The following is a 19,819-nucleotide window of genomic DNA, read 5'->3' as shown; positions in this document are numbered from 1 at the left end:
GTCACCCGGCCCCGATCGACCAGCCCACCCCCGTGGCGGTCAGACCGCACGCCAGTTGCAGGGCGACGTTGACGAACGCCGCCGGTCTCGCGCCCTCGGTGTACAGGCGCAGAGTCTCGTACGCGAACGTCGAGTACGTCGTGAACGCCCCGCACAGACCGATGACGAGCAGGGCGTACCAGTTCCCCGTCATGTTGAGCCCCAACAGGACCCCGATGACGAGACAACCCAGGACGTTGACGACGAGCGTCCCCCACGGCATGATCGCCCCCGTCCGTCGAGTGACGGCGCGATCGAGGAGATACCGCAGCGGCGCTCCGACGGCGGCTCCGGCGGCGACCGCGAGCACGCTCACGACTCGCCGAACTCGATGATGTCGACGGCCTCGACGGTGATGACACCGCCCGAGACGATGCCGTCGAGCTCCGGCAGAAAACGCTCGATCCGGTCGGGCGCGTCGACCACGACCACCGAGACCGGCAGATTATCCGATATGGACAACAAGCGGGACGAGTGGACACGGCTGTTGGCCCCGAAACCCTCGATCCCGTCCAAGACCGTCGCTCCCGTCAGTCCCGCGAGATGCGCGTTGCGAACGATCGCCGAATGCACCGGCTGTCCCTCGTACGTGTCCTCGGAGCCCGTGATCACCGTGAGCTTCGCTCCGGGCCGTCGGTGGATCGTCTTCATCGTGGCCTCCCCGCCAGGGCCGTGCCGAGCCACACGGCGACGATCGCGGTGACGAGTGTCGCCGCGAGATAGGCGATCGCGAGCGGCGGTCCATGCCGCTGTCCGGTCGCGAGCGCTTCGGCGGCGTACCCGGAGAAGGTCGTGTATCCGCCGAACACTCCGACACCGAGCGCGGGCCGGACCCACGCGGGCGCGCTCACCCGGTCCAGGCGTCCCATGAGGACGCCGATGAGGAGGCAGCCCGACGCGTTGACGGCCAGCGTCGTCCAACCGAACGCCCCGAACGGGGTCGGCCACAGGACGGACAGCCCGTAACGGGCGAGGGCTCCAACGACGCCGCCGACGGCCACCGCGACAAGGGTCCGGGTCACGGTGCCAGTGTGCCAGCGGACGACGGTCGGCGCGGTCATGCCCTCACCCCGGTCAACTGACCGTGAAGAAACGGCCGGTGTCGGCGTCTCGATAGCTGACCGCGACGCTGTTCGGCGTCACGTGGACGGCGGCCTCCTGGCACCACGCGGTGGACTCGAGCGCCTCCGGGATCGGCAACCGTTCCCGGTCCCGTTGCGGACCGATCGAGTACATGCGACAGTCCGGCGTGTTGCGGTCGATGGAGGTGTTGACGGCGATGACGACGCGGCCGTCGGGCAGTCCCGCGAACCAGCCCCGCGCGTCGTGGCCGCGCTGCGGCGCGTATCCGAGACCCGCGCCGCCGACGACGGCGCGTTTGCCGTCCTCCAGCCGGTAGCCGATCACGTCGAAGCTGGCCGTCGCGTTGCCGCTCTGGTGACATTCGCCGAGAACGACGAGACCGTCGCCGATGCTCGAATCGAGTGGCTTCGGCGAGCTGTCGGCGGTGATGGCGGTACGGCCCCAAGCCGCCATCGAGACACCGGCGAGGCGCAGCGAACCCGCGCACGCCGAGGCGTAGGTCGCGCCGAGGTCGGTCTCCGCGCGGTCCCACCGGATTTCGCCGTCCGCCAACGACAGCGCCGACAGGTAGTGCCGGTACCGGCGGGCCGCGAACAGGCCCTCGCTGGTGGAGTCGTCGCGGCGGACGTCGACGACGACGGTGTTCGGGGTGACGGCGAGCCCGCCGTCGTTGACGATGCCCTCCTCCTCGGAGGTGAACGTCCAGCGGGTCTTCCCCGTCGCCGGGTCGAGCGCGCGGATCGTCGCCATGTCCTCGGTGCGCGTGTCGGCGCGGCAGGAGTCGGCGACCAGGATCGACGCGCCGGCGTCGCGGGCGGTGGTGATGCGGCAGTTCGTCGACGGGTCGACCCGCCACACGACGGAGCCCCGGAAGTCGCGGGCGGTCAACACGGTGTCCTCGGGGCCGGTCACGTGCACGACCAGATCGGTCGTGACGGCCTTGAGGGTTCCCGGATCGGCGCCGACCGCGACGTCGGCGAGCTGGCGCCCCGTCACCGCGTCGAGGACGGTGACCACGTGCGCGTCGGGATTGTCGCGACGCTGCCCCGCGAGCGCGATGAGTCCGCCGTCGACGGACGAGAGCGGCGTCTGCGTGCTCTGGCGGTTGTACCGCCGGTGGTGCCAGCGTTCGTCGCCCGTGATGGCGTCGCGCATCGTGACGGCGACGGACGGCTCGGCCGAGGTGTCGTCCGTCGTCAGCAGCCCCGCCGGAGTCCCGAGGGCGCTCGCGGCGTGGCCCGAGCCCGTGAGCCCGTCGAGGTTCCAGCCACCGGATTCGAGGGGGCCGTCCCCTGCGGAGACATCGCTGTTGGCGTCGTCGGTCCAGGCGTTGACGCCGGGAATCGCGAACACGCCGCCGACGGCGACCGCGGCAATGCACACGACGCCGATGACCTGCGCCACTCTGCGGGGCGGCCGCATCGTCGGGGGCGGGACCTTCCCGTCGGTCGCCATCTCACCGAGGAGCAGCAGTCCGCCGCCGAGGACGCCGAGCCCGAACGCGGCCGCGGCGAGCGCGCTCCGGTGGCTGATGAAGGCCGACAACGACGGGTCGGGCATGAGCGCGTACGTCACCCAGGCCGCGACCGCTGAGAGGACGATCGTCGTCGCGGCGGCGACACCCGTGATCCAGCCGGGGTGCGTGACGGCGATCGAGATGACGACGCCGGCGACGACGAACGCGGAGATCATCGCGATCGCGAGCCAGGGACCGCTGCCGTCATCGGACGCGGACTCGATGAACACGGCGAACCCGAGCAGGACGGCGGTGACGACGAGCGTCGCGCAGCCCGTGGTGCGGAGCGTTATCCGCAGCAGCGACTTCGACCAGCCCTGTTTCCTTTGTGTACTTCGACGCTTCCCCACGTCTAGGTTTCTACCGGAGGGGGCGGCGAGCGCGATGGGGTTTGCCGATCTTGCGGGCCGCGAAGCCCCCGGCGGGGCGTCATCGACGCGACCGCGGCTCCCGGGTCAGGCGCATGCCGCAGGCCGCCCTGCTCGGGCGGAAGCTCAGATCCAGTCGGGCGCGGCCACGAGACTTCGAAGTTCGTTGATGAGGCGCGCGGAGTGGAAGCCGTCCGCCGCGGCGTGGTGGATCTGGAGCGCCAGCGGCAGCAGCGTGCGACCGTCCCGCTCGACGTACCGTCCGAGCGTGAAGATCGGCAGGAGATGGTCCAGGTCGCCCGCCATCTGGAGGGTGAAGCCGGTGAAGCTCGTCCACGGCAGGCTGGACACGTCGAAGCAGTTGGGCGGCAACGGTCCCTGCGGGAACATCGACGTCGTCCCCCGGTGCTCGTCGGNNNGNGCNCTCGCCGCGTCGTGGAAGCGCCCGAAGTCGGCGTCGAACGGCGTCCACACGCACGCGAAGGTCTCCGTCTCCGCGTTGAGGACCGTGAACGCCGGGTCCAGCACGTCCCAGATCGCGGGTTCGCCGTCGTCGTCCAGGGTGAGCCTGAACTCGTCGTGGCGGTTGACTACCGAGGCGAGCGCCCAGACCTGCGCGATGTACGTCTTGCGGGTGGAGCGGCGCAGCGCGGCCGCCATCTCGGTCACGTCGATCTCGACCGTGATCGCGTACGTGCACGGAACCCGGTGGCGGTAGTGCGCGAAGTGCTCCCGACGCGGCCAGGAGTCGCGGTCGATTCGGCGAAGGCTGCTCATCGGGTCATCCTGACAGCGCTCGCCGACGCCGACGAACCGGTTCCCGGGCGGCACGGGGACGGCGCGGCGCCTTCGTCGACCGGCCCCGTCACGTCGTCGGGCCTCGGGTTCCCCCGGCGCGGCGCGCGGGGACGACGATCGGCCCCCACTCCGATTCGACGACGCGCACAGTCGCACCATAGTGGAGCTCCAGCGCGTCCTCGGTGAGCACCTCGCTCGGTGTGCCGGTGGCGGCGACCCTGCCGCGTGACAACAACAACATCCGGTCGGCGTACTCCCCCGCGATCGACAGGTCGTGCATGGTGGAGACGACCGTGAGCCCGTCGTCGACGCGCAGCTGCTCGACGAGTTCGAGGACCTCCTGCTGGTGCCCGATGTCGAGCGCGCTGGTCGGCTCGTCGAGCATGAGCAGGCCGTCGGGGGTGCCCGACAACTGGGTGAGGGCCCGCGCGAGGAACACGCGTTGTCGTTCGCCGCCGGACAGGGTGTCGAGGTCGCGGTCGAGGAAGCCGCCTATGTCGAGCCGATCGCACACGGACGCGGCGATGTCGACGTCGTGACGACTCTCCCTCCCGAGTGGACGCATGTGCGGGGTTCGGCCGAGCAGCACGTAATCGAGGACGGCCATGCCCGGCGGCTGCGTCGGTCGTTGCGCGACGAGGGCGAGCGCGCGGGCGCGAACGCGGCGGGGCAGTTCGGCGAGGGATCGCCCGCCGACGCGGACGTCGCCGTCGGCCGGGATCAGTCCCGCGACGGCGGCGAGCAGGGTCGACTTCCCGGCGCCGTTCGGCCCGATGATGGTGAGCCATTCACCGGCGTCGACGTGGAACGACACCTCGTCGACGATGAGCTGCCCGCCGAGCCGGACGGTGACGGCGTCGGCGGTCACGTGCGCATGACGGGTCACGGTGCCGCCTCCCTCGTCGTGCGCATCACCAGGACGAAGAACGGCGCGCCGACGAACGCGGTGATGACGCCGATCGGCAGTTCCGCGGGCGCGACGACGACGCGCGCGAGCAGGTCGGCGAGGATCAGGAACGCCGCGCCGAACAACAGGGACAACGGCAGGATGCTGCGGTAGGAACGTCCGGCGAGGAGCCGCGCGATATGCGGGACGACCACGCCGACGAAGCCGATGAGGCCGGATACGGAGACGGCGGCGGCGGTGCCGAGCGACGCGGCGATGAGCAGGATGGCGCGGGAGCGGGCCGGGTGCAGGCCGAGTGCGGCGGCCTCGGTGTCTCCGAGCGTCAGGACGTCGAGTTCCCGGCGGCGCACGAGGACGAGCGCGGCGGTGACGGCGACGTACGGCAGCAACATGAGCACGTCGTCCCAGTTCGCTGTGGACAGTCGACCGAGGAGCCAGGAGTACACGGACGCGAGGTTGTCGACGTTGCGCTGTTGTACGAAGGTCTGGACGGCGGAGGCGAACGCGGACACGGCGACCCCGGCGAGGATCAGCGTGACGGTGCCGCGGCCCCGTCCGGCGGCGCCGAGCAGGTAGGTGGCGCCCAGCGCGGCGAGCGCGCCGACGAACGCGGCGACGGGCAGCAGACGCGCGTCGAGGGGCGCGCCTCCCGCGCGGGCGATGATGAACAGGGTCGCGCCGAGTCCGGCGCCGGAGGCGACGCCGAGGAGCATCGGGTCGGCGAGCGGGTTGCGGAACACGCCCTGGTAGCAACCGCCCGCGAGGGCGAGCATCGCGCCGACGAGCAGCGCGAGGACCACGCGCGGAAGTCTCAGGTTCCCGACGATCGCGGACTGCTGCTCGGTGAGGCCCGAGTCGATGGCGACGCCCGGAACGCGGTCGAGCAGGTCGGCCGCGACGGCCAACGGGGGAAGCGACACCGGCCCGAAGGCGACGCCCGCGACGACGGTCGCCGCGAGGAGGAGAAGCCCCGCGCCCAGCCACGCGGGGCGCAGCCGGGCGGGGGCGGGGGNGGGGTGGATCGTCAACGCCGTTACTTGATGGCGCCGGTGATGGCCTGCATCAGTTCGACGACGCGGGGGCCCCAGCGGGACGCGACGTCGGGGTCGAGCGCGATGACGTTGCCCTCCTTGACGGCGGTGAGGCTGTCCCAGCCGTCTCGGGACGTGAGCTCCTCGACGGCGGGCTGACCGGACACGAAGATGTAGTCCGGGTCGCTCGCGAAGATGTGCTCGGCGGACAGCTGGGGGTAGCCTCCGCTGGACTCGGCGTCGTCGGCCTCGTCGGCGATGTTCTCGAGTCCGGCGGCGGACAGCAGCGAGCCCGCGAAGGTCGTCGACGTCAGCGAGTACAGCTCGCTGTCGAGTTCGTAGTAGACGGTGCCGTTGTCCTCGCCGGGCAGTTCCTCGATCATCCCGTCGATGGACGTCGAGATCTGCTCGTTGAGTTCGGTGGCCTCGGCGGTGTGTCCGGTCAGCGATCCGAGGTCGCTGATCTGGGCGTAGGTGTCGTCCAGGGTCGCCGCGGCGGGCGCGAAGTAGACCGGGATCTTGACGTCGGCGAGCTTGCCCGCGATGCCGTCCTGGTCGTGGCCGACGATGACGAGGTCGGGTTCGTAGCCGGCGATCGCCTCGGCGTTCGGGGTGAACGCGTCGAGGTCGGTGACGGGCGCGTCGGCCGGGAAGGTCGACTGGACGTCGACGGCGGTGACCTGCGGTCCGGCGTCGATCGCGAACAACATCTCGGTCGCGGTCGCCGAAAGGGAGACGATCTTCTCCGGCTTGCCGTCGAGCACGAGGTCGCCGGCGGCGTATTCGCCCTTCTCGGTGGGCTTCTCGGCTGTGGGCTCATCGCCGCCGCACGCGGCCAGCGCGCCGGTCAGCGCGACGGCGGCGGCGAGTGCGACGAAACGTCTACGGGTGGGGGCCATGTGTTCCTCCTGCCGGTCGAGGGTCGTGCTCGCGCGCCGGTAAGGAGGTGTCTTCACCGTGCGAGACGCTCGTTCCTCGAAAGCGTGGTTCGCGACGCGGCCAGGGCGACCTGGCTGACCGGGGGGCCGGTTCACAGTTGCGGGACAGCGCCGGATTCTCACCGGCTTCGCCTGGCACGCGTCGATTGCACTCACACAGTAACGGCCGTCGCCGTGGGCGCCGGGTGCGGTGGCGACGGTGTGACGTGTGGCCTCAGCATTCGATGACGTTGACGGCGAGTCCGCCGCGCGCGGTCTCCTTGTACTTGACCTTCATGTCGGCGCCGGTCTCGCGCATCGTCTTGATGACCTTGTCGAGGCTGACGGTGTGGCGGCCGTCGCCGCGCAGCGCGAGCCGGGCGGCGGTGATCGCCTTGATCGACGCGACGGCGTTGCGCTCGATGCACGGGATCTGGACGAGGCCACCGACGGGATCGCAGGTGAGACCGAGGTTGTGCTCCATCGCGATCTCGGCGGCGTTCTCGACTTGGGCGGGCGTCCCGCCGAGGACTTCCGTCAGTCCGGCGGCGGCCATCGAGCAGGCGGATCCGACCTCGCCCTGGCAGCCGACCTCCGCGCCGGAGATGGAGGCGTTCTCCTTGAACAGGACGCCGACGGCGGCGGCCGTCAGCAGGAAGCGAATGACGCCGTCCTCGTTCGAGCCGGGAACGAAGCGCCAGTAGTAGTGCAGGACCGCCGGGATGATCCCGGCGGCACCGTTGGTGGGGGCGGTGACGACGCGCCCGCCCGCGGCGTTCTCCTCGTTGACGGCCAGGGCGAACAGCGTCACCCAGTCCATGATCTGCAACGGATCGCTCGTCGACTGTCGACTGAGGTCGCTCGCCGCGACGTGCTCGGCGCGCAGGTCCCGGTACAGCTCGCTGGCGCGGCGCGGCACCCGCAGGCCGCCGGGGAGGTGACCCTCGGTGTGGCAGCCCGCGTGCACGCACTCGCGCATGACCTGCCAGATGTCGAGGAGACCGGCACGCACGTCCGATTCGGCCCGACGCGACAGCTCGTTGGCGAGCACGATCTGGCTGATCGACTTGCCGGTCGCGGCGGTGACGTCGAGCAGTTGCTGGCCGGTGGAGAACGGGTGCGGTACGGGGGTGTCGTCGACCTTGATCGGTGGCGCGCCCGCGTCGGCGGACTCGTCGACGACGAAACCGCCTCCGACCGAGTAGTAGGTCCGCTCCCGGACGACCACTCCGGCGGCGTCGTACGCGCTGAAGGTCATGCCGTTGGGGTGGAACGGAAGGCTGCGGCGTCGATGCAGCACCAGGTCGGCTTCGGCGAAGGCGATGTCGTGGACGCCGAGCAGTCGGATACGACCCTCGGCGCGAATCGCCTCGGCCCGGGCCGGAACGGTGGTCGTGTCGACGGTCTCGGGCTCCTCGCCCTCCAGGCCGAGCAGCACGGCGGGGCCGGAACCGTGACCGTGACCGGTGGCGCCGAGCGACCCGAACAGCTGGGAGCGGACCCGAACGACGCCCGACAGCATGCCGTCGGCCTTCAATCCCGACACGAACCGGTGCGCGGCGCGCATCGGGCCGACCGTGTGCGAGCTGGACGGCCCGATACCGATCGTGAACAGATCGAAGACGCTGATCATGGCGGGGGCTCCTGAATCGCTTCGGGCACGTCGATGTGCCGTCGAAGGCCAAGGGTAACGGGACTCCATTCGGTGAATGCCTCTCAAGGCATGGTGATCGCCCTGGTCACGACCGTGATGTCGACCACGCCGAGACCGACTGCGGGAGCTCGCCCGGTCACTCGGCGCGCACGCCGCGGAGTCTTCCGGATCACACCGCTTCGCGAGCTGTCGACTTTCGGTCGCCCTTTCACTAGGCTCCGCCGACGTGACCGAAGATCTGAAGCAGGACGACGGCAAGCGACCCCGCACCCTCTTCGGGTCGATCGTCATCGACACCAAGCCGTTCCAGATCCCCGCCTTTCGTCGACTCTGGACTTCGGGTGCGGTCACCGCCATCGGCAGTCAGCTGACGGCCGTCGCCGTCCCCAAGCAGATCTACGACCTGACCGGCTCCAGCGGCTACGTCGGATTGACGGGGGCCGCGGCGCTCCTGCCGCTGCTCGTCTTCGGGCTGTGGGGCGGCGCGATCGCCGACGCGATGGATCGTCGAAAGCTCCTGCTCATCACCAACACGGGGGTCGCGGCGACGTCGATCCTGCTGTGGGCGCAGGCGTTCCTCCAGTTCAGATCAGTCTGGGTCGTGCTCGGACTGCTCGCGGTGAACCAGGCGTTCTTCGCCGTCAACATGCCGACCCGTTCGGCGATGGTCGCGCGGCTCGTTCCGACCGGGCAGATCCCGTCGGCGGTCGCGCTCAACACGACGATGATGCACTTCGGGGCGGTCCTCGGGCCGCTCGCGGCGGCGGCGATGATGCCCTTCATCGGACTGTCCACACTGTATCTACTGGACGCGGTGGCGTTGACGCTCGCCGTGTGGGCCGTGTGGCGGCTCCCCGCGATGGCGCCGTCCGCCGAGGCGTCGGGAAAGGCGGGCCTGAGCGACATCTGGGACGGGCTTCGCTATCTCGTCACGCAGAAGATCCTGCTCGCGTCGTTCCTCCTCGACCTGATCGCGATGATCGCGGGCATGCCGCGCGCGCTGTTCCCCGAGATGGCGGAGAAGACCTTCGGCGACCCCGTCGGCGGCGGTATCGCGCTCGGACTGCTGTACGCCGCGATACCGATCGGCTCTTTCGTGTGCGGCCTCGGCTCGGGCTGGCTCGGCAACGTGAGGCGACAGGGCGCGGTCACCGCCATCGCCGTGGCGGCGTGGGGCGCCAGCGTCATCGGCTTCGGAATGTCGTCGACGATCACCGTCGCCGTGTTCTTCCTCATCCTCGGCGGCGCGGCGGACTTCATCAGCATGGTCATGCGCGGCGCGATCATGCAGACCGCCACGACCGACCACATGCGAGGACGTCTCCAGGGCGTGTTCACCGTCGTCGTCGCGGGTGGGCCCCGCGTCGCGGACCTGACGCACGGCTGGACGGCCGCCATCGCGGGAACGACGGTCGCCGCGACCGGCGGCGGCGTGCTCGTCGTCGTGCTGACACTCGTGTCGGTGGTCGCGCTGCCCGCGTTCTGGCGCTACCGCGTGTCCGCCGCCGAAACCGTGGTGCGTTAGGGCTTGTGGGGGCTCCGATTCCCCACGACGTGGCGTCTCGCGGCGCGCTCGGTGTGCCCCGAGGACGACGCCGGTGTCAGTGACGCCTCCGCCTTGTGAACGCGTCCACCTGGAGTCCGCTTCGCGACGAGAAAGAACGCCGCGTCACCCCTCCGGCTCGGCGAGCATCTCCTCGACCGACCCCTCACGCACCGCGCGGACGAGCCAACGCCCCAGACCCCCGCCGCGATAGCCGGCCTCGATCCGGGCGCGAGCCCCGTCATCGACGACCCAGGCCCGGAACCTGGTCACCAGGTACAGCGCCTTCGCCATGCCGTGCGAGTGGAAGTCCTCGAAAGTCGGCTCCACGTCCTCATCGGCGTCGTTCTCGGCCGACGCCTCGGCGTATCGAATCAGGCTGGGCGGCCAGTAATCCGCGTCGTGCTCCGACAATGTGGACAGAAGTTCGGGGCACTCGATCGGGGCGGAGAAGATCTCCTCGGCCTCCTCGACGACGAGGGCGCGGACAAGGCGTCGCTCAAGTTCAGTCGTGTTAGGACAATCTGCGATGCGCTGACGAAACGCCTCGTCGGGACGGAAGCCCCGAGCCCACAACACGATCTTCACCGCGCCGGCATGACCGTTGTGGAGGCCCTGCCGCAGCCACGGCTCGTCCAGTCGACTCAACGCCCGCAGCCAGGGCGGACGCGGCGGCGAACCCGTAACGTCCAACACGATTCCCATTCCTCGAAGACCTCCTCCATCGACGCGGCCGTCGCCGCCCGGGTCAGCCACTCCCCCATCACGTCGGGATCCGCGCAGCCCTCGACCCGGGCCCGCGCCGCGTCGTCCACGACGAAACGACGCTCGGCCAACACTTCGAGCAGACATCGCGCCCGCTCGAAGACCCCCTCGGCCTGGAGTTCACCGACCCGAGCACCGACGTCCTGATAGGAGTGATCCGGGGAATCCATTGGAATGCTCCAATCCGACTCGGGCGTTCGCGTCGACGATCGCCAACGATACCGCCGCGCCGCCCTACCACGGATCGTCACATCGACGGCGCGGCAGTCGATCCGCCGGCCAGCAGTCGTCCTATCTCGACGGCAGGCCGGCGCCGAGCCTGCGCAACAAATCGGCGAGTTCGCGTCGGTCCTCCGGCGGCAAGTGCGCCAGCAGGCGGTGTTCGTTCTCGAGGTGCGCCACGAGGACATCGTCGACCAGGCGTACGCCCGCTTCCGTCAGAACGACCAGCTTCGATCGAGCGTCCTGCGCCCCCGCGCGGCGAACGACGAGACGGCGGGCCTCCAGTCGATCGATCCGTTTGCTCACCGCGCCCGAGGTGACCATCATGGACGCGGCGAGTTGGCCCGGGGTCAACGTGTACGGCTCCCCCGCCCGACGCAACGTCGCCAGGACGTCGAACTCGCCCTCCCCGAGGCCGCGCCGAGCGAAGACGGGACGCAGCAGGACGTCCAGATCCGCCGCGAGACGACCGAGACGACCGAACACCTCCATCGGAGACGAGTCGAGATCGGGGCGCTCGCGCCGCCACTGGGCCGTGATGCGATCCACCGCGTCTTCGGTCATGACACCAGCCTATTACCTTCCACGGAAGGTAATATCTCTTCCATGGAAACTAAATCTCCCCTGACGCCGCTCCTCACCGCGATCGCCCCCATCACCTGGGGTTCCACGTACTTCGTCACGTCGGAGTTCCTGCCCCCGGACCGCCCGATCTTCGCGGCGGCGGCGCGCGCCCTGCCGATCGGACTCGTCATCGTCGCCGCGAGACGACGGCTGCCGCGCGGGTCCTGGTGGTGGAGATCGGCGCTCCTCGGGACGCTCAACATCGGGCTGTTCTTCGCGCTGCTCTTCCTCGCCGCGTACCGCCTGCCGGGCGGCTTCGCCTCGACCCTCACCGCCCTCTCGCCCCTCGCCGTCATGGTCATCGCCTTCGCCTTCCTGCGCGAGACGCCCACGCGCCTCGCCGTCGGCGGCGCCCTGATCGGCGTCGTGGGCATCGCGCTGCTCGTCGTGCGCGCGGACTTCGTCGTCGATCCGATCGGAGTCGCCGCCGCCGTGGGCGCCGTCGTCAGCTCCGCGTTCGGCTTCGTGCTCGTCAAGAAGTGGACGCCGCCGACCGACCTCGTGACGCTGACCGGCTGGCAGCTCGTCGCGGGCGGGCTCCTGTTGGCGCCGTTGACACTCGTCGTCGAGGGCGCGCCGCCGACGCTCGACGGGCGGGCCCTCCTCGGCTTCGCCTACCTCGGGATCCTCGGCACGGGACTGGCCTACGTCCTGTGGTTCCGCGGCCTCACCCGGATGCCCGCGGGATCCGCCGCGCTGATCGGCCTGGTCGGCCCCGTCGTCGGCACGCTCCTCGGCGTCGCCTTCGCGGACGAGACCTTCGGCCCCGCCCAACTGATCGGCGTGTGCATGGTCGCCGTCGGGATCCTGGCCGGACAGCCCGCCGTCGTGAACCTGTACCGTCGGCGCCGCCGAGTGCTCGACGCTCCGAAGGAGACGATGACAGCGTCCTGAGGCGGATACGGACCGTCCGCCGCGACGGATCATCATATGGACATGTCTTTGGCCCGGCTCGTCACTCACCTCTTCGCGCCCGCGACCGTCCTCGTCGTCCTGTGCCTCGGCGTCGGCTGGCACGCGGACCCCGGACTCACCGGCCTCGGCTGGGGCGCGCTCGTCGCCGTCATGTGCGCCGGAATCCCGATGGCCGTGATCGTCTGGGCGATGCGACGCGGCGACGTCACCGACGTCCACATCCACCACCGTTCCCAACGGATCGTGCCGCTGTCGATCGGCGTCGTCTCCGTGCTCGCCGGGGTCGCCCTCACCTACGGGCTCGCGGCTCCGCCGTCGGTGAGCTCGCTCGCGGTGGCCCTGCTGGCGTCGATCGCCACGAACACCCTGATCACTCTCATGTGGAAGATCTCCTTCCACACCGGGGTCGCCGCGGCCACCGTCACGATCCTCGCCCTCGCGTACGGGCTCGACTGGTGGACGGCCCCCGCGATCGCCGTCGTCGTCCTCATCGGATGGTCCAGGGTGAGCCTGCGCGACCACACGATCGCGCAGGTGATCGTCGGCGCGCTGTGGGGCGCGATCGTGGCCGGGGTGCCGTTCGAGCTCCTGCGGTAGCGGCCCCTCGTCAGCCCCGCTGGCGGGCAGCCTCGTACAGGACGATCGACGCGGCCGTGGCCGCGTTGAGGGAACTCGCGGCGCCCGTGATCGGGATGCGCGCCATGACGTCGACGCGGTCGCGCCAACCGCGCGCGAGCCCGGTCGTCTCATTGCCGACGACGATGAGGACCGGCCCCGTCAGGTCGCACTCGGCCAGATCGGTGTCGCCGTGCTCGTCTGTGCCGACGACGCGGACGGGCGTCGGCGAGTCGGCCAACCACGCCGTCACGTCGGCGACGGCGTCGACCCGCGCGACCGAGAGCGCGAACAGGGAACCCGTCGACGCCCGGACGGCCTTCGGGTCCCACACGTCGGCGGCGTGACCCGTCGTCATCAGGGCCTTCGCGCCGAACGCGTCGGCGGACCGCGCGAGCGTGCCGATGTTGCCGGGACTCGTCGGTCGGTCGAAGGCGACCCCGAGGAAATCGGGACTGGGCGTGATGGCGCCGAGCCGGTCGTCGGGGCGACGCGCGACCGCGACGAGTTCGGCGTCGTCCTTGTCGGCGAGTTCCGCGAGCAGTTCGGGCGCGACGGCGATCGCCTCCGCGTCCGACTCGTCGAGAACGCCACGGGCCCAGTTGGACAGGCGTGCGTCGGCGTTGTGGAGCAGGGTGTCGATCGTCAGCCCGTGCTCGATGGCCAGATTGATGGGGCGAACGCCCTGGACGAGGAGCTGACCGAGGCGTTGCCGCTTCGTCCGGTTGGCGAGCAGCGCCTGCCACTGTTGGAAGCGGGCGTTGCGGGTGGTCACGCGCATGGGGTCTCCTCCGTCGTCGCGAAGACGTTATCCGACCGCGCGATCGTCATTGCCGCGCGCGGTGGCGCCCGGTACGGCACAGTGGAGGCATGGCCGAGCCGAAGCGGGTGAAGACGACGGTCGAGGGACGCCAGCTCAGTCTGTCCAATCTCGACAAGGTGATGTATCCGGGCGACGAACGAACGAAGCGCGACGTCATCGACTACTACACCAAGATCAGCGGTGTGCTGCTGCCGCAGCTCGCCGATCGCGCGATCACCCGGATCCGGTACCCGGACGGAGTCGACAACGGGTCGTTCTACGAGAAGAACGCGCCCCGGCACACGCCCGACTGGGTTCGCACGGCGCGGATCGCCACGCCGGGTTCGTCACGAGGACACGATCATCTCGACTTCGTCGTCGCCGAGGACGTGCCGACGCTGGTGTGGCTGTCGAACCTCGCGGCGCTCGAACTGCACGCCTTCGGATGGAAGGTGACGACCGAGAACCGGGAACCGGACCGCCTCGTGGCGGACCTGGACCCGGGCGAGGGCGCCGGTTGGGTCGACTGCGTCGAGGTCGCCCTGCTGCTGCGGGATCGCCTCGCCGAGGACGGCCTCGTGGCGTACCCGAAGTCCTCGGGCAAGAAGGGGCTGCACCTGACCTGCCCGATCGCGGCGGAACAGACCGACACGGAGGTGTCGGCGTACGCGCGGGCCGTCGCCTACGAGATGCAGGACCGGCACCCGGACCTGATCGTGGCGAAGATGCGCAAGGTCCTCCGGGAGGGCAAGGTCTTCATCGACTGGAGCCAGAACAACGCCGCGAAGACGACCGTCTCGGCCTACTCGCTGCGGAATCGGTCCTCGGCGACGGTGTCGACGCCCATGACGTGGGACGAGGTGGAGGCCGAGACACCGGGGACGTTCACGCCCGAGGAAGTCCTCGAACGCATCGACGAACTCGGCGATCTGTACGCGGATGTGCTGGTCACGGGCCCGAGGGTGCCCGAGGAGTAGCGGCCGTGGCGCCATCCGGGGCGTACCATCGGTACGGACGCGGGGGCGACGAGCACGAACGTCGAGAGCCCCACTCGCCGATGGCACGGGGGTGGACTGATGTCCGAGACAACCCGAATACCGTCCACGCGGTCGACGCGCGCGATCGATGAGCGCGTCCGCCGCCCACTCGCCCGAATGCGCCGCCTGAGCAGGCGCGATCCGGCGCGGCGGAGGCTGCGCAACGAGGTCGTGTCGGCGGCGCTGCCGCTGGCGGACCGGCTCGGACGCCGGTACCGGGGCCGCGGGGTGCCCGTGGAGGACCTCGTGGGCGTCGCCCGGCTCGGTCTGGTGAAGGCCGCCGACGGTTTCGACGCGGAACGCGGGGAGGCCTTTTCGGGTTTCGCGGTGCCGACGATGCTGGGCGAGGTTCGCCGGTACTTCCGTGACAAGGGCGCGTTGATCCGGCCGCCGCGCGGGGTGCAGGAGGCGCGGATGGCGGTCAAAGACGCCTCGTGGGAACTGACGCAACGGCTCGGGCGCGTGCCGAGCGTCGAGGACTACGCCCGGTTCCTGTCCATGCCCGCCTCTCGGGTGCGCGCGGGCCTGGCGGCGAGTCGCATGGCGTGGCCGTCGTCCCTGGACGCGTCGCGCCGCTCGGACGGCGAGGACGACGGCTTGGCGTCGACCATCGGGGACGAGGATCCGGCGCTGGAACGGGCCGAGTTGCGGGCCGTGCTGCGTCCCGCGATGGAGCGTCTGGAGCCGAGAGAGCGACGAATCCTGTGGCTGCGGTTCTACGGCGACCTGACTCAGGAGGAGATCGGACGGCGGGTGAACCTGTCGCAGATGCACGTCTCGCGCCTGTTGAAGCGGGCGTTGCGACACCTGCGGCGGCTGCTACCGGACGACGCCCGGGTCACCCTCCGCTGATGAGCCAGCTCGGACGGGCCGGTTCATCACGATCATCCTTAGTGGTCTCTGCCGTGTGGGCGGTCCCCGTTGAAGGTCGACTCGAAATCCCCGTCACGACTCGGAACCCGGTGACGGCTTGGACGGCTCGCCTGCCCGGTGGCGGTTCGAGCGGCCTGATGGTCTCGATGGCCGGGAAAGCGCGCCCGCCCAATACTGCGGCCCGCGTCCCCTCGGGGAAACGGGCCGTACGGTTCTTTGCGACTCGCGACGGTTCACTTCTCTCGATCGACCGCCCGCCGCAATTCGTTGTTCATTGTTGATTGTCGAGCGCCCTGCGGGCTTCCTCGCAGAGCTGGTCCTTCGTCGGGCCGTTGGCTCCCGAGTGGGAGCGCAGTCCGCCGCGCCTTCCCGAGGACAAGTCACTTGTGGAGAGCCTGCTCGACGTAGCCGCCTCTCCCGACTGGCCCGTACGCGCTGCCATTTCCTCCGCACGTTTTATGGGCGTGCCCTTCTGGCGCTCATTCTTCTTGATGTGCTCGTAGTGCCGTTCGCGTTTGTCGGTCCATGCTCGACGCGGCATCTCGACGCGGCATCACGCCTCGTTCCGACGTCAGTCGTGTACTCCGCGCTGCCGTTTCCAGCTTTGCCAACCGATGTCGACCAAGGCGAGGACGGCGAACGCCCAGAACAGAATCGCGATTGCGGTGAACCCGTTGGCCCACGCGAGTAGGCCGAGTCCACCGCTAACGATAAGGCCACCGGCGGCGAGCCACGCCTTTGTCGCGGGCGCGACCCTCTTCGCAGTCATCGGTTCGTTGCCGGAGCGTGCGCGTTTCGGACGTGACCAGTGGCGCCGGTGGACGTTTCCATGAGTCATACCATCGCCTCCTTCTTTGTCCGCCTTCCTTTATTGATTACCCGATGGGGGCCCGATTCAAACGCCCACCAGAGGCGCGGCGCGCCGAATATGGTGCATGAATCTCGGTGAAAAATGGCCATATCGTGGCGCCTTTCGGTTTCACCATGCTGGCCCTAGCGTGGTATCCACGTGGCCGGCCGCTCTCCAGGCGGCCTGGTGGATCCACGAGGCAGTGAATAACACAAGGGACAAATGATGCAGGATTCTGTGTCGTACGGGCGATTCGGCGGTGCGCGGCATTCATACACGGTGACCGCGTCGCTCGCCCCTAACACGGTTCGGGTGTGGTCGGGGGATCCGTTGGACGACATCATGGTGTGCACGATCTCCGGGGTGAGCACCGATCGTCCTCGCGCGTCGTTCAGTGGGCTACACAGTGGACTTCCGGAACACTGGAAGAGAATGATCACGGTCGAATCGCTTCGCGTGTTCCACGAGGCCGGATACCTGGCTCGGCCGGGCGTCGATTAGGGCTGGTCCGCTCCTTCGTCACGAACGGCACCCGGCGAGGGGCGAGGCTTCCCGCATACCGTCGTCCGTCAGGACCACGACGGCGCTCGCACGGCGGGAACGCGCTCACACCTACTCCCCCGTGCCGGGGTCGAGCTGGGGAGAGTTGGGCGAGCACTGGGTGTGGGTCGCGGGCGGGTTCGCCGAGGCGTGAGCGGGATTGCGCACCCACAACAGCGATATGAGAGCCCCGACGACGAACATCCCGGCGCACAGCATGATCGCGAGACGGTACCCGGAGGTGAAGGCGACCGGGTCGGTGTAGGCCATACCGGTCAACCCGACGGCGAGCGGAAGCGCGGCCACCGCGAGCAGATTCGCGGCCCGAGCGATCGCGTTGTTGACCCCGCTCGCGACGCCCGCGTTGGCGACGTCCGTCGCGGCGAGCACTCCCGCCGTCAATGGTGCGACGGTGATCGTCATGCCGACACTGAGCAGCAGCACTCCCGGCAGCACATGAGTCCAATACGGCGCGACCGCGCCGACACCGACGAGCGCGAGGACTCCCGCGGCGACCATCGCCGGGCCGACCGTCAACGGCAGCCGCGGCCCGATGCGTTGACCGAGGCGGCCCGCCCGCGCCGAGAAGACGAGCATCAGCAGGGTGAACGGCAACATGCTGAGGCCCGCCTGCAACGCGTCGTAGCCGGACACGACCTGCAGCTGCATGACGAGGAAGAACAGGACGCCGCCGAGGCCCGCGTACACGAAGAACGTGACCGCGTTGATGGCGCTGAACTGCCGGTTCGCGAACATCCTGGGCGGAAGGACGGGCGCCGCGGCGTACCGCTCCACCACCAGCAGAGCGATACCGGCCGCGAGTCCGATGCCGGCGGCGACGAGCGCCGGGACGAGCGGCTCGTACTGGACGAGCGCGTACGTCACCCCGCCGAGGAACACGACGGCCAACGCGCCCCCGGCGATGTCGAAACGACCGGAACGGGTCTCGTCGCGGGTCTCGGGGACCCAGCGCAGTGTCGCGAAGACGCAGGCGACGACGAGTGGGGCGTTGATGAAGAACACCAGACGCCAGTTCACCGCGTCGACGAGCCAGCCGCCGAGCAGCGGCCCGGCCGCCGCCGCGACCCCGCCGAGGCCCGACCAGGCGCCGATCGCGCTCGCCCGGTCGCCCTCCTTGATGGACGCCTGGATGATGGCGAGGGAGCCGGGCGTGAGCAGACCCGCGCCGATCCCCTGAAGGCAACGGGCGACGACGAGCTCTACGGAGCCCGTCGCGAAACCGCACAGCATCGACGTGATCCCGAACCAGACGACACCGATCAGGAAGACGCGTCGACGCCCGAAGCGGTCACCGAGGGCACCACCGAGCAGGACGACGGCGGCGAGCGTCAGCGTGTAGCCGTTGACGGTCCACTGCAGCGCGTCGAGGTCGGCCGAGAACTCCTCGCCGATGTGGGGCAGCGCGACGTTGACGACGGTGCCGTCCAACAGGGCCAGACTCGAACCGAGGACCGCCGCCGCGACGATGCCCCTGCCCGCCGATGAAGCCAACCGCGCCGCGCTCGCCATGCGCGGAACTCTAATGGCCGATCGGCGCCGGTCGGCGTCTCGACCTCGGCACGGTCGTGTCGGCCGACGGCGCGACCATGACCGTCCTCAATGTCTTGACAATGGACCGCGACGGTCGGGGCTCCGGCAGATGGGGGACCTCGGTCAGTGCTGGGGCTCTGCCACTGAACTCCGGTGGGGAACGGGCTCTCACCGGTGCGAACGATCAGCGCCGGCCCTTCAGCGAACCGGGAAAGACCGAACTCCGGTCGAGAACCCGATCAGCGCTGGGACTCAACCGGTGCGAACGATCAGCGCTGACCCTTCAGCCACTCGGGAACGACCGAACTCCGGTCGAGAACCCGATCAGCGCTGGGACTCAACCGGTGCGAACGATCAGCGCTGACCCTTCAGCCACTCGGGGAACTCGGTCAGTGACGCGAGCACGATGTCGGCGTCGGGAAAGTCCTCGGCACCATGGCTGCCGGTGGTGACGGCGACGGCCCGGGCTCCGGCCGCGCGGGCGGCGGCGATGTCGGCCGGGTGGTCCCCGACGTACGCCCACGCGGAGTGCTTCAGGAGCGCGGCCGTCTTCGTCTCGGCCCAGGCGAAGCCGATGACGTGCGCGACGTCGAGTTTCTCGTGATCGACGTGCAGGTTCGCGTCGTGGTCGTTCTTGCCGGTGATGACGATCGTCGATCCGCCGACGGCGTGGACGCAGGCGATCGAGTCCCGCGCGCCGGGCAGCAGCTGCGCGGCGGACACCCCGTGGTACCGGTAGACGGCGCGATAGTGGGCGACGAACTCCTCGACCCGATCGGCGGGGATCTGCTCGCCGACCATGACGTCGAGCGGCGGGCCGAGATTCGACAGGAACAGGTCGACGTCCAGCGGGAGGCCCAGTTCGGCGGCCGTCACCGACAAGGTCGCGCCGATCGACAGGCGGGTGTCGAACAGCGTCATGTCGAGGTCGAACCCGATGACGAGTGGGGAGTTCGGGGCGGAGATCACCTGTCCAGCCTATCCAGTTCTCACACCCGAACACCGAACGACGAGACCGTCGTCTCTCCCTCCCCCACACACATTCCGCTTGGTTGGGCAAAAGTTCCGCTTGGTTGGGCAAATTGCGAAAACACGCCTGTTTCGAACATTTGCCCAACCAAGCGGAGTGGATGAACGGGGCCAGGGGCCACGGGTGCCCGGGCCGGGAG

22 protein-coding genes, 2 pseudogenes and 1 riboswitch are annotated in these 19,819 nt (G+C 69.6%); of the genes and pseudogenes, 6 read left to right on the top strand and 18 right to left on the bottom strand.

What is annotated here, in order from left to right; translation table 11 throughout:
* Position 1: 1 nt before the first annotated feature.
* The 10 genes and pseudogenes from ACM9NP_RS22660 to ACM9NP_RS22615 form a co-directional block, all read right to left on the bottom strand.
* Positions 2-355, bottom strand: coding sequence for a fluoride efflux transporter FluC (locus ACM9NP_RS22660; protein ID WP_415648789.1), 354 nt, complete (start codon positions 353-355; stop codon positions 2-4).
* Entirely contained in the window at positions 352-690 is a 339-nt protein-coding gene (locus tag ACM9NP_RS22655; RefSeq protein WP_415648788.1) for a DUF190 domain-containing protein, read from the bottom strand. The genes ACM9NP_RS22660 and ACM9NP_RS22655 overlap by 4 nt, the downstream gene beginning before the upstream one ends.
* Positions 687-1,061 (bottom strand): FluC/FEX family fluoride channel, encoded by a 375-nt coding sequence (locus tag ACM9NP_RS22650; RefSeq protein WP_415648787.1) that lies wholly within the window; start codon positions 1,059-1,061, stop codon positions 687-689. The genes ACM9NP_RS22655 and ACM9NP_RS22650 overlap by 4 nt, the downstream gene beginning before the upstream one ends.
* Positions 1,062-1,113: 52 nt before the next feature.
* Positions 1,114-2,988 carry an outer membrane protein assembly factor BamB family protein gene (locus ACM9NP_RS22645; RefSeq protein WP_415648786.1) on the bottom strand — a complete coding sequence of 625 codons (1,875 nt, stop codon included), beginning with the start codon at positions 2,986-2,988 and terminating at the stop codon, positions 1,114-1,116.
* Positions 2,989-3,132: 144 nt separating this feature from the next.
* Positions 3,133-3,422, bottom strand: a pseudogene (locus ACM9NP_RS22640) (CatA-like O-acetyltransferase); the annotation flags it as partial.
* 8 nt (positions 3,423-3,430) lie between these two features.
* The coding region (locus tag ACM9NP_RS22635) for a CatA-like O-acetyltransferase (RefSeq protein ID WP_415648785.1) at positions 3,431-3,783 on the bottom strand (353 nt) is incomplete at its 3' end.
* Between the two features lie 88 nt (positions 3,784-3,871).
* Positions 3,872-4,672, bottom strand: a complete 801-nt coding sequence (locus ACM9NP_RS22630; protein WP_415648791.1) for an ABC transporter ATP-binding protein — start codon at positions 4,670-4,672, stop codon at positions 3,872-3,874.
* Positions 4,673-4,686: 14 nt separating this feature from the next.
* Positions 4,687-5,723 (bottom strand): annotated as a pseudogene (locus ACM9NP_RS22625) (FecCD family ABC transporter permease); the annotation flags it as partial.
* A gap of 21 nt (positions 5,724-5,744) precedes the next feature.
* A complete protein-coding gene (locus ACM9NP_RS22620) occupies positions 5,745-6,641 on the bottom strand; it encodes an ABC transporter substrate-binding protein (RefSeq protein WP_415648790.1) in 897 nt (298 codons plus the stop codon).
* A 62-nt stretch (positions 6,642-6,703) separates the two neighbouring features.
* Positions 6,704-6,838, bottom strand: a riboswitch (adenosylcobalamin (AdoCbl) riboswitch).
* 56 nt (positions 6,839-6,894) lie between these two features.
* On the bottom strand, positions 6,895-8,292 hold the full coding sequence (locus ACM9NP_RS22615) for an L-serine ammonia-lyase (RefSeq protein WP_415648784.1): 1,398 nt from the start codon (positions 8,290-8,292) through the stop codon (positions 6,895-6,897).
* 247 nt (positions 8,293-8,539) lie between these two features.
* On the opposite strand from ACM9NP_RS22615, the gene ACM9NP_RS22610 reads away from it, so the two are divergent.
* On the top strand, positions 8,540-9,838 hold the full coding sequence (locus tag ACM9NP_RS22610; RefSeq protein ID WP_415648783.1) for an MFS transporter: 1,299 nt from the start codon (positions 8,540-8,542) through the stop codon (positions 9,836-9,838).
* Positions 9,839-9,982: 144 nt separating this feature from the next.
* On the opposite strand, the gene ACM9NP_RS22605 is transcribed toward ACM9NP_RS22610, so the two are convergent.
* The 3 genes from ACM9NP_RS22605 to ACM9NP_RS22595 form a co-directional block, all read right to left on the bottom strand.
* Positions 9,983-10,552, bottom strand: a complete 570-nt coding sequence (locus ACM9NP_RS22605) for a hypothetical protein (RefSeq protein WP_415648782.1) — start codon at positions 10,550-10,552, stop codon at positions 9,983-9,985.
* On the bottom strand, positions 10,501-10,791 hold the full coding sequence (locus ACM9NP_RS22600; RefSeq protein ID WP_415648781.1) for a hypothetical protein: 291 nt from the start codon (positions 10,789-10,791) through the stop codon (positions 10,501-10,503). Before ACM9NP_RS22600 ends, ACM9NP_RS22605 begins: the two co-directional genes overlap by 52 nt.
* Before the next feature lie 121 nt (positions 10,792-10,912).
* A complete protein-coding gene (locus tag ACM9NP_RS22595) occupies positions 10,913-11,407 on the bottom strand; it encodes a MarR family winged helix-turn-helix transcriptional regulator (protein WP_415648780.1) in 495 nt (164 codons plus the stop codon).
* A 42-nt stretch (positions 11,408-11,449) separates the two neighbouring features.
* Between ACM9NP_RS22595 and ACM9NP_RS22590 the strand changes: the two genes are divergently transcribed.
* Both ACM9NP_RS22590 and ACM9NP_RS22585 read left to right on the top strand, forming a co-directional pair.
* Positions 11,450-12,361 carry an EamA family transporter gene (locus tag ACM9NP_RS22590; protein ID WP_415648779.1) on the top strand — a complete coding sequence of 304 codons (912 nt, stop codon included), beginning with the start codon at positions 11,450-11,452 and terminating at the stop codon, positions 12,359-12,361.
* A 36-nt stretch (positions 12,362-12,397) separates the two neighbouring features.
* Complete coding sequence (locus ACM9NP_RS22585) at positions 12,398-12,979, top strand: phosphatase PAP2 family protein (RefSeq protein ID WP_415648778.1); 582 nt, start codon at positions 12,398-12,400, stop codon at positions 12,977-12,979.
* 10 nt (positions 12,980-12,989) lie between these two features.
* Here ACM9NP_RS22585 and ACM9NP_RS22580 read toward each other — a convergent pair whose 3' ends face one another.
* Entirely contained in the window at positions 12,990-13,778 is a 789-nt protein-coding gene (locus tag ACM9NP_RS22580) for a TrmH family RNA methyltransferase (RefSeq protein WP_415648777.1), read from the bottom strand.
* An 89-nt stretch (positions 13,779-13,867) separates the two neighbouring features.
* Here ACM9NP_RS22580 and ligD point away from each other — a divergent pair, with 89 nt between their 5' ends.
* Both ligD and ACM9NP_RS22570 read left to right on the top strand, forming a co-directional pair.
* The gene (gene ligD, locus ACM9NP_RS22575) at positions 13,868-14,776 is read left to right on the top strand and encodes a non-homologous end-joining DNA ligase (protein WP_415648776.1); all 909 of its coding nucleotides are present in this window, start codon (positions 13,868-13,870) and stop codon (positions 14,774-14,776) included.
* 99 nt (positions 14,777-14,875) lie between these two features.
* Positions 14,876-15,688 carry a sigma-70 family RNA polymerase sigma factor gene (locus ACM9NP_RS22570; protein WP_415648775.1) on the top strand — a complete coding sequence of 271 codons (813 nt, stop codon included), beginning with the start codon at positions 14,876-14,878 and terminating at the stop codon, positions 15,686-15,688.
* A 292-nt stretch (positions 15,689-15,980) separates the two neighbouring features.
* Here ACM9NP_RS22570 and ACM9NP_RS22565 read toward each other — a convergent pair whose 3' ends face one another.
* Positions 15,981-16,250 (bottom strand): plasmid stabilization protein, encoded by a 270-nt coding sequence (locus tag ACM9NP_RS22565; protein ID WP_415648774.1) that lies wholly within the window; start codon positions 16,248-16,250, stop codon positions 15,981-15,983.
* Positions 16,251-16,280: 30 nt separating this feature from the next.
* Positions 16,281-16,478 carry a hypothetical protein gene (locus ACM9NP_RS22560; RefSeq protein WP_415648773.1) on the bottom strand — a complete coding sequence of 66 codons (198 nt, stop codon included), beginning with the start codon at positions 16,476-16,478 and terminating at the stop codon, positions 16,281-16,283.
* A 306-nt stretch (positions 16,479-16,784) separates the two neighbouring features.
* Between ACM9NP_RS22560 and ACM9NP_RS22555 the strand changes: the two genes are divergently transcribed.
* Positions 16,785-17,060: a hypothetical protein gene (locus ACM9NP_RS22555; protein WP_415648772.1), complete on the top strand. Its 276-nt coding sequence runs from the start codon at positions 16,785-16,787 to the stop codon at positions 17,058-17,060.
* A 111-nt stretch (positions 17,061-17,171) separates the two neighbouring features.
* On the opposite strand, the gene ACM9NP_RS22550 is transcribed toward ACM9NP_RS22555, so the two are convergent.
* Both ACM9NP_RS22550 and ACM9NP_RS22545 read right to left on the bottom strand, forming a co-directional pair.
* Positions 17,172-18,629 carry an MFS transporter gene (locus ACM9NP_RS22550; RefSeq protein WP_415648771.1) on the bottom strand — a complete coding sequence of 486 codons (1,458 nt, stop codon included), beginning with the start codon at positions 18,627-18,629 and terminating at the stop codon, positions 17,172-17,174.
* Between the two features lie 375 nt (positions 18,630-19,004).
* Positions 19,005-19,619, bottom strand: coding sequence for an HAD family hydrolase (locus ACM9NP_RS22545; protein WP_415648770.1), 615 nt, complete (start codon positions 19,617-19,619; stop codon positions 19,005-19,007).
* Between the last annotated feature and the right edge of the window lie 200 nt (positions 19,620-19,819).

This window comes from Stackebrandtia soli (assembly GCF_965137155.1).
Lineage (GTDB): Bacteria > Actinomycetota > Actinomycetes > Mycobacteriales > Micromonosporaceae > Stackebrandtia > Stackebrandtia soli.
The sequence above is the reverse complement of the archived record's forward strand: the minus strand, read 5'-3'. Positions and strand labels throughout refer to the sequence as shown.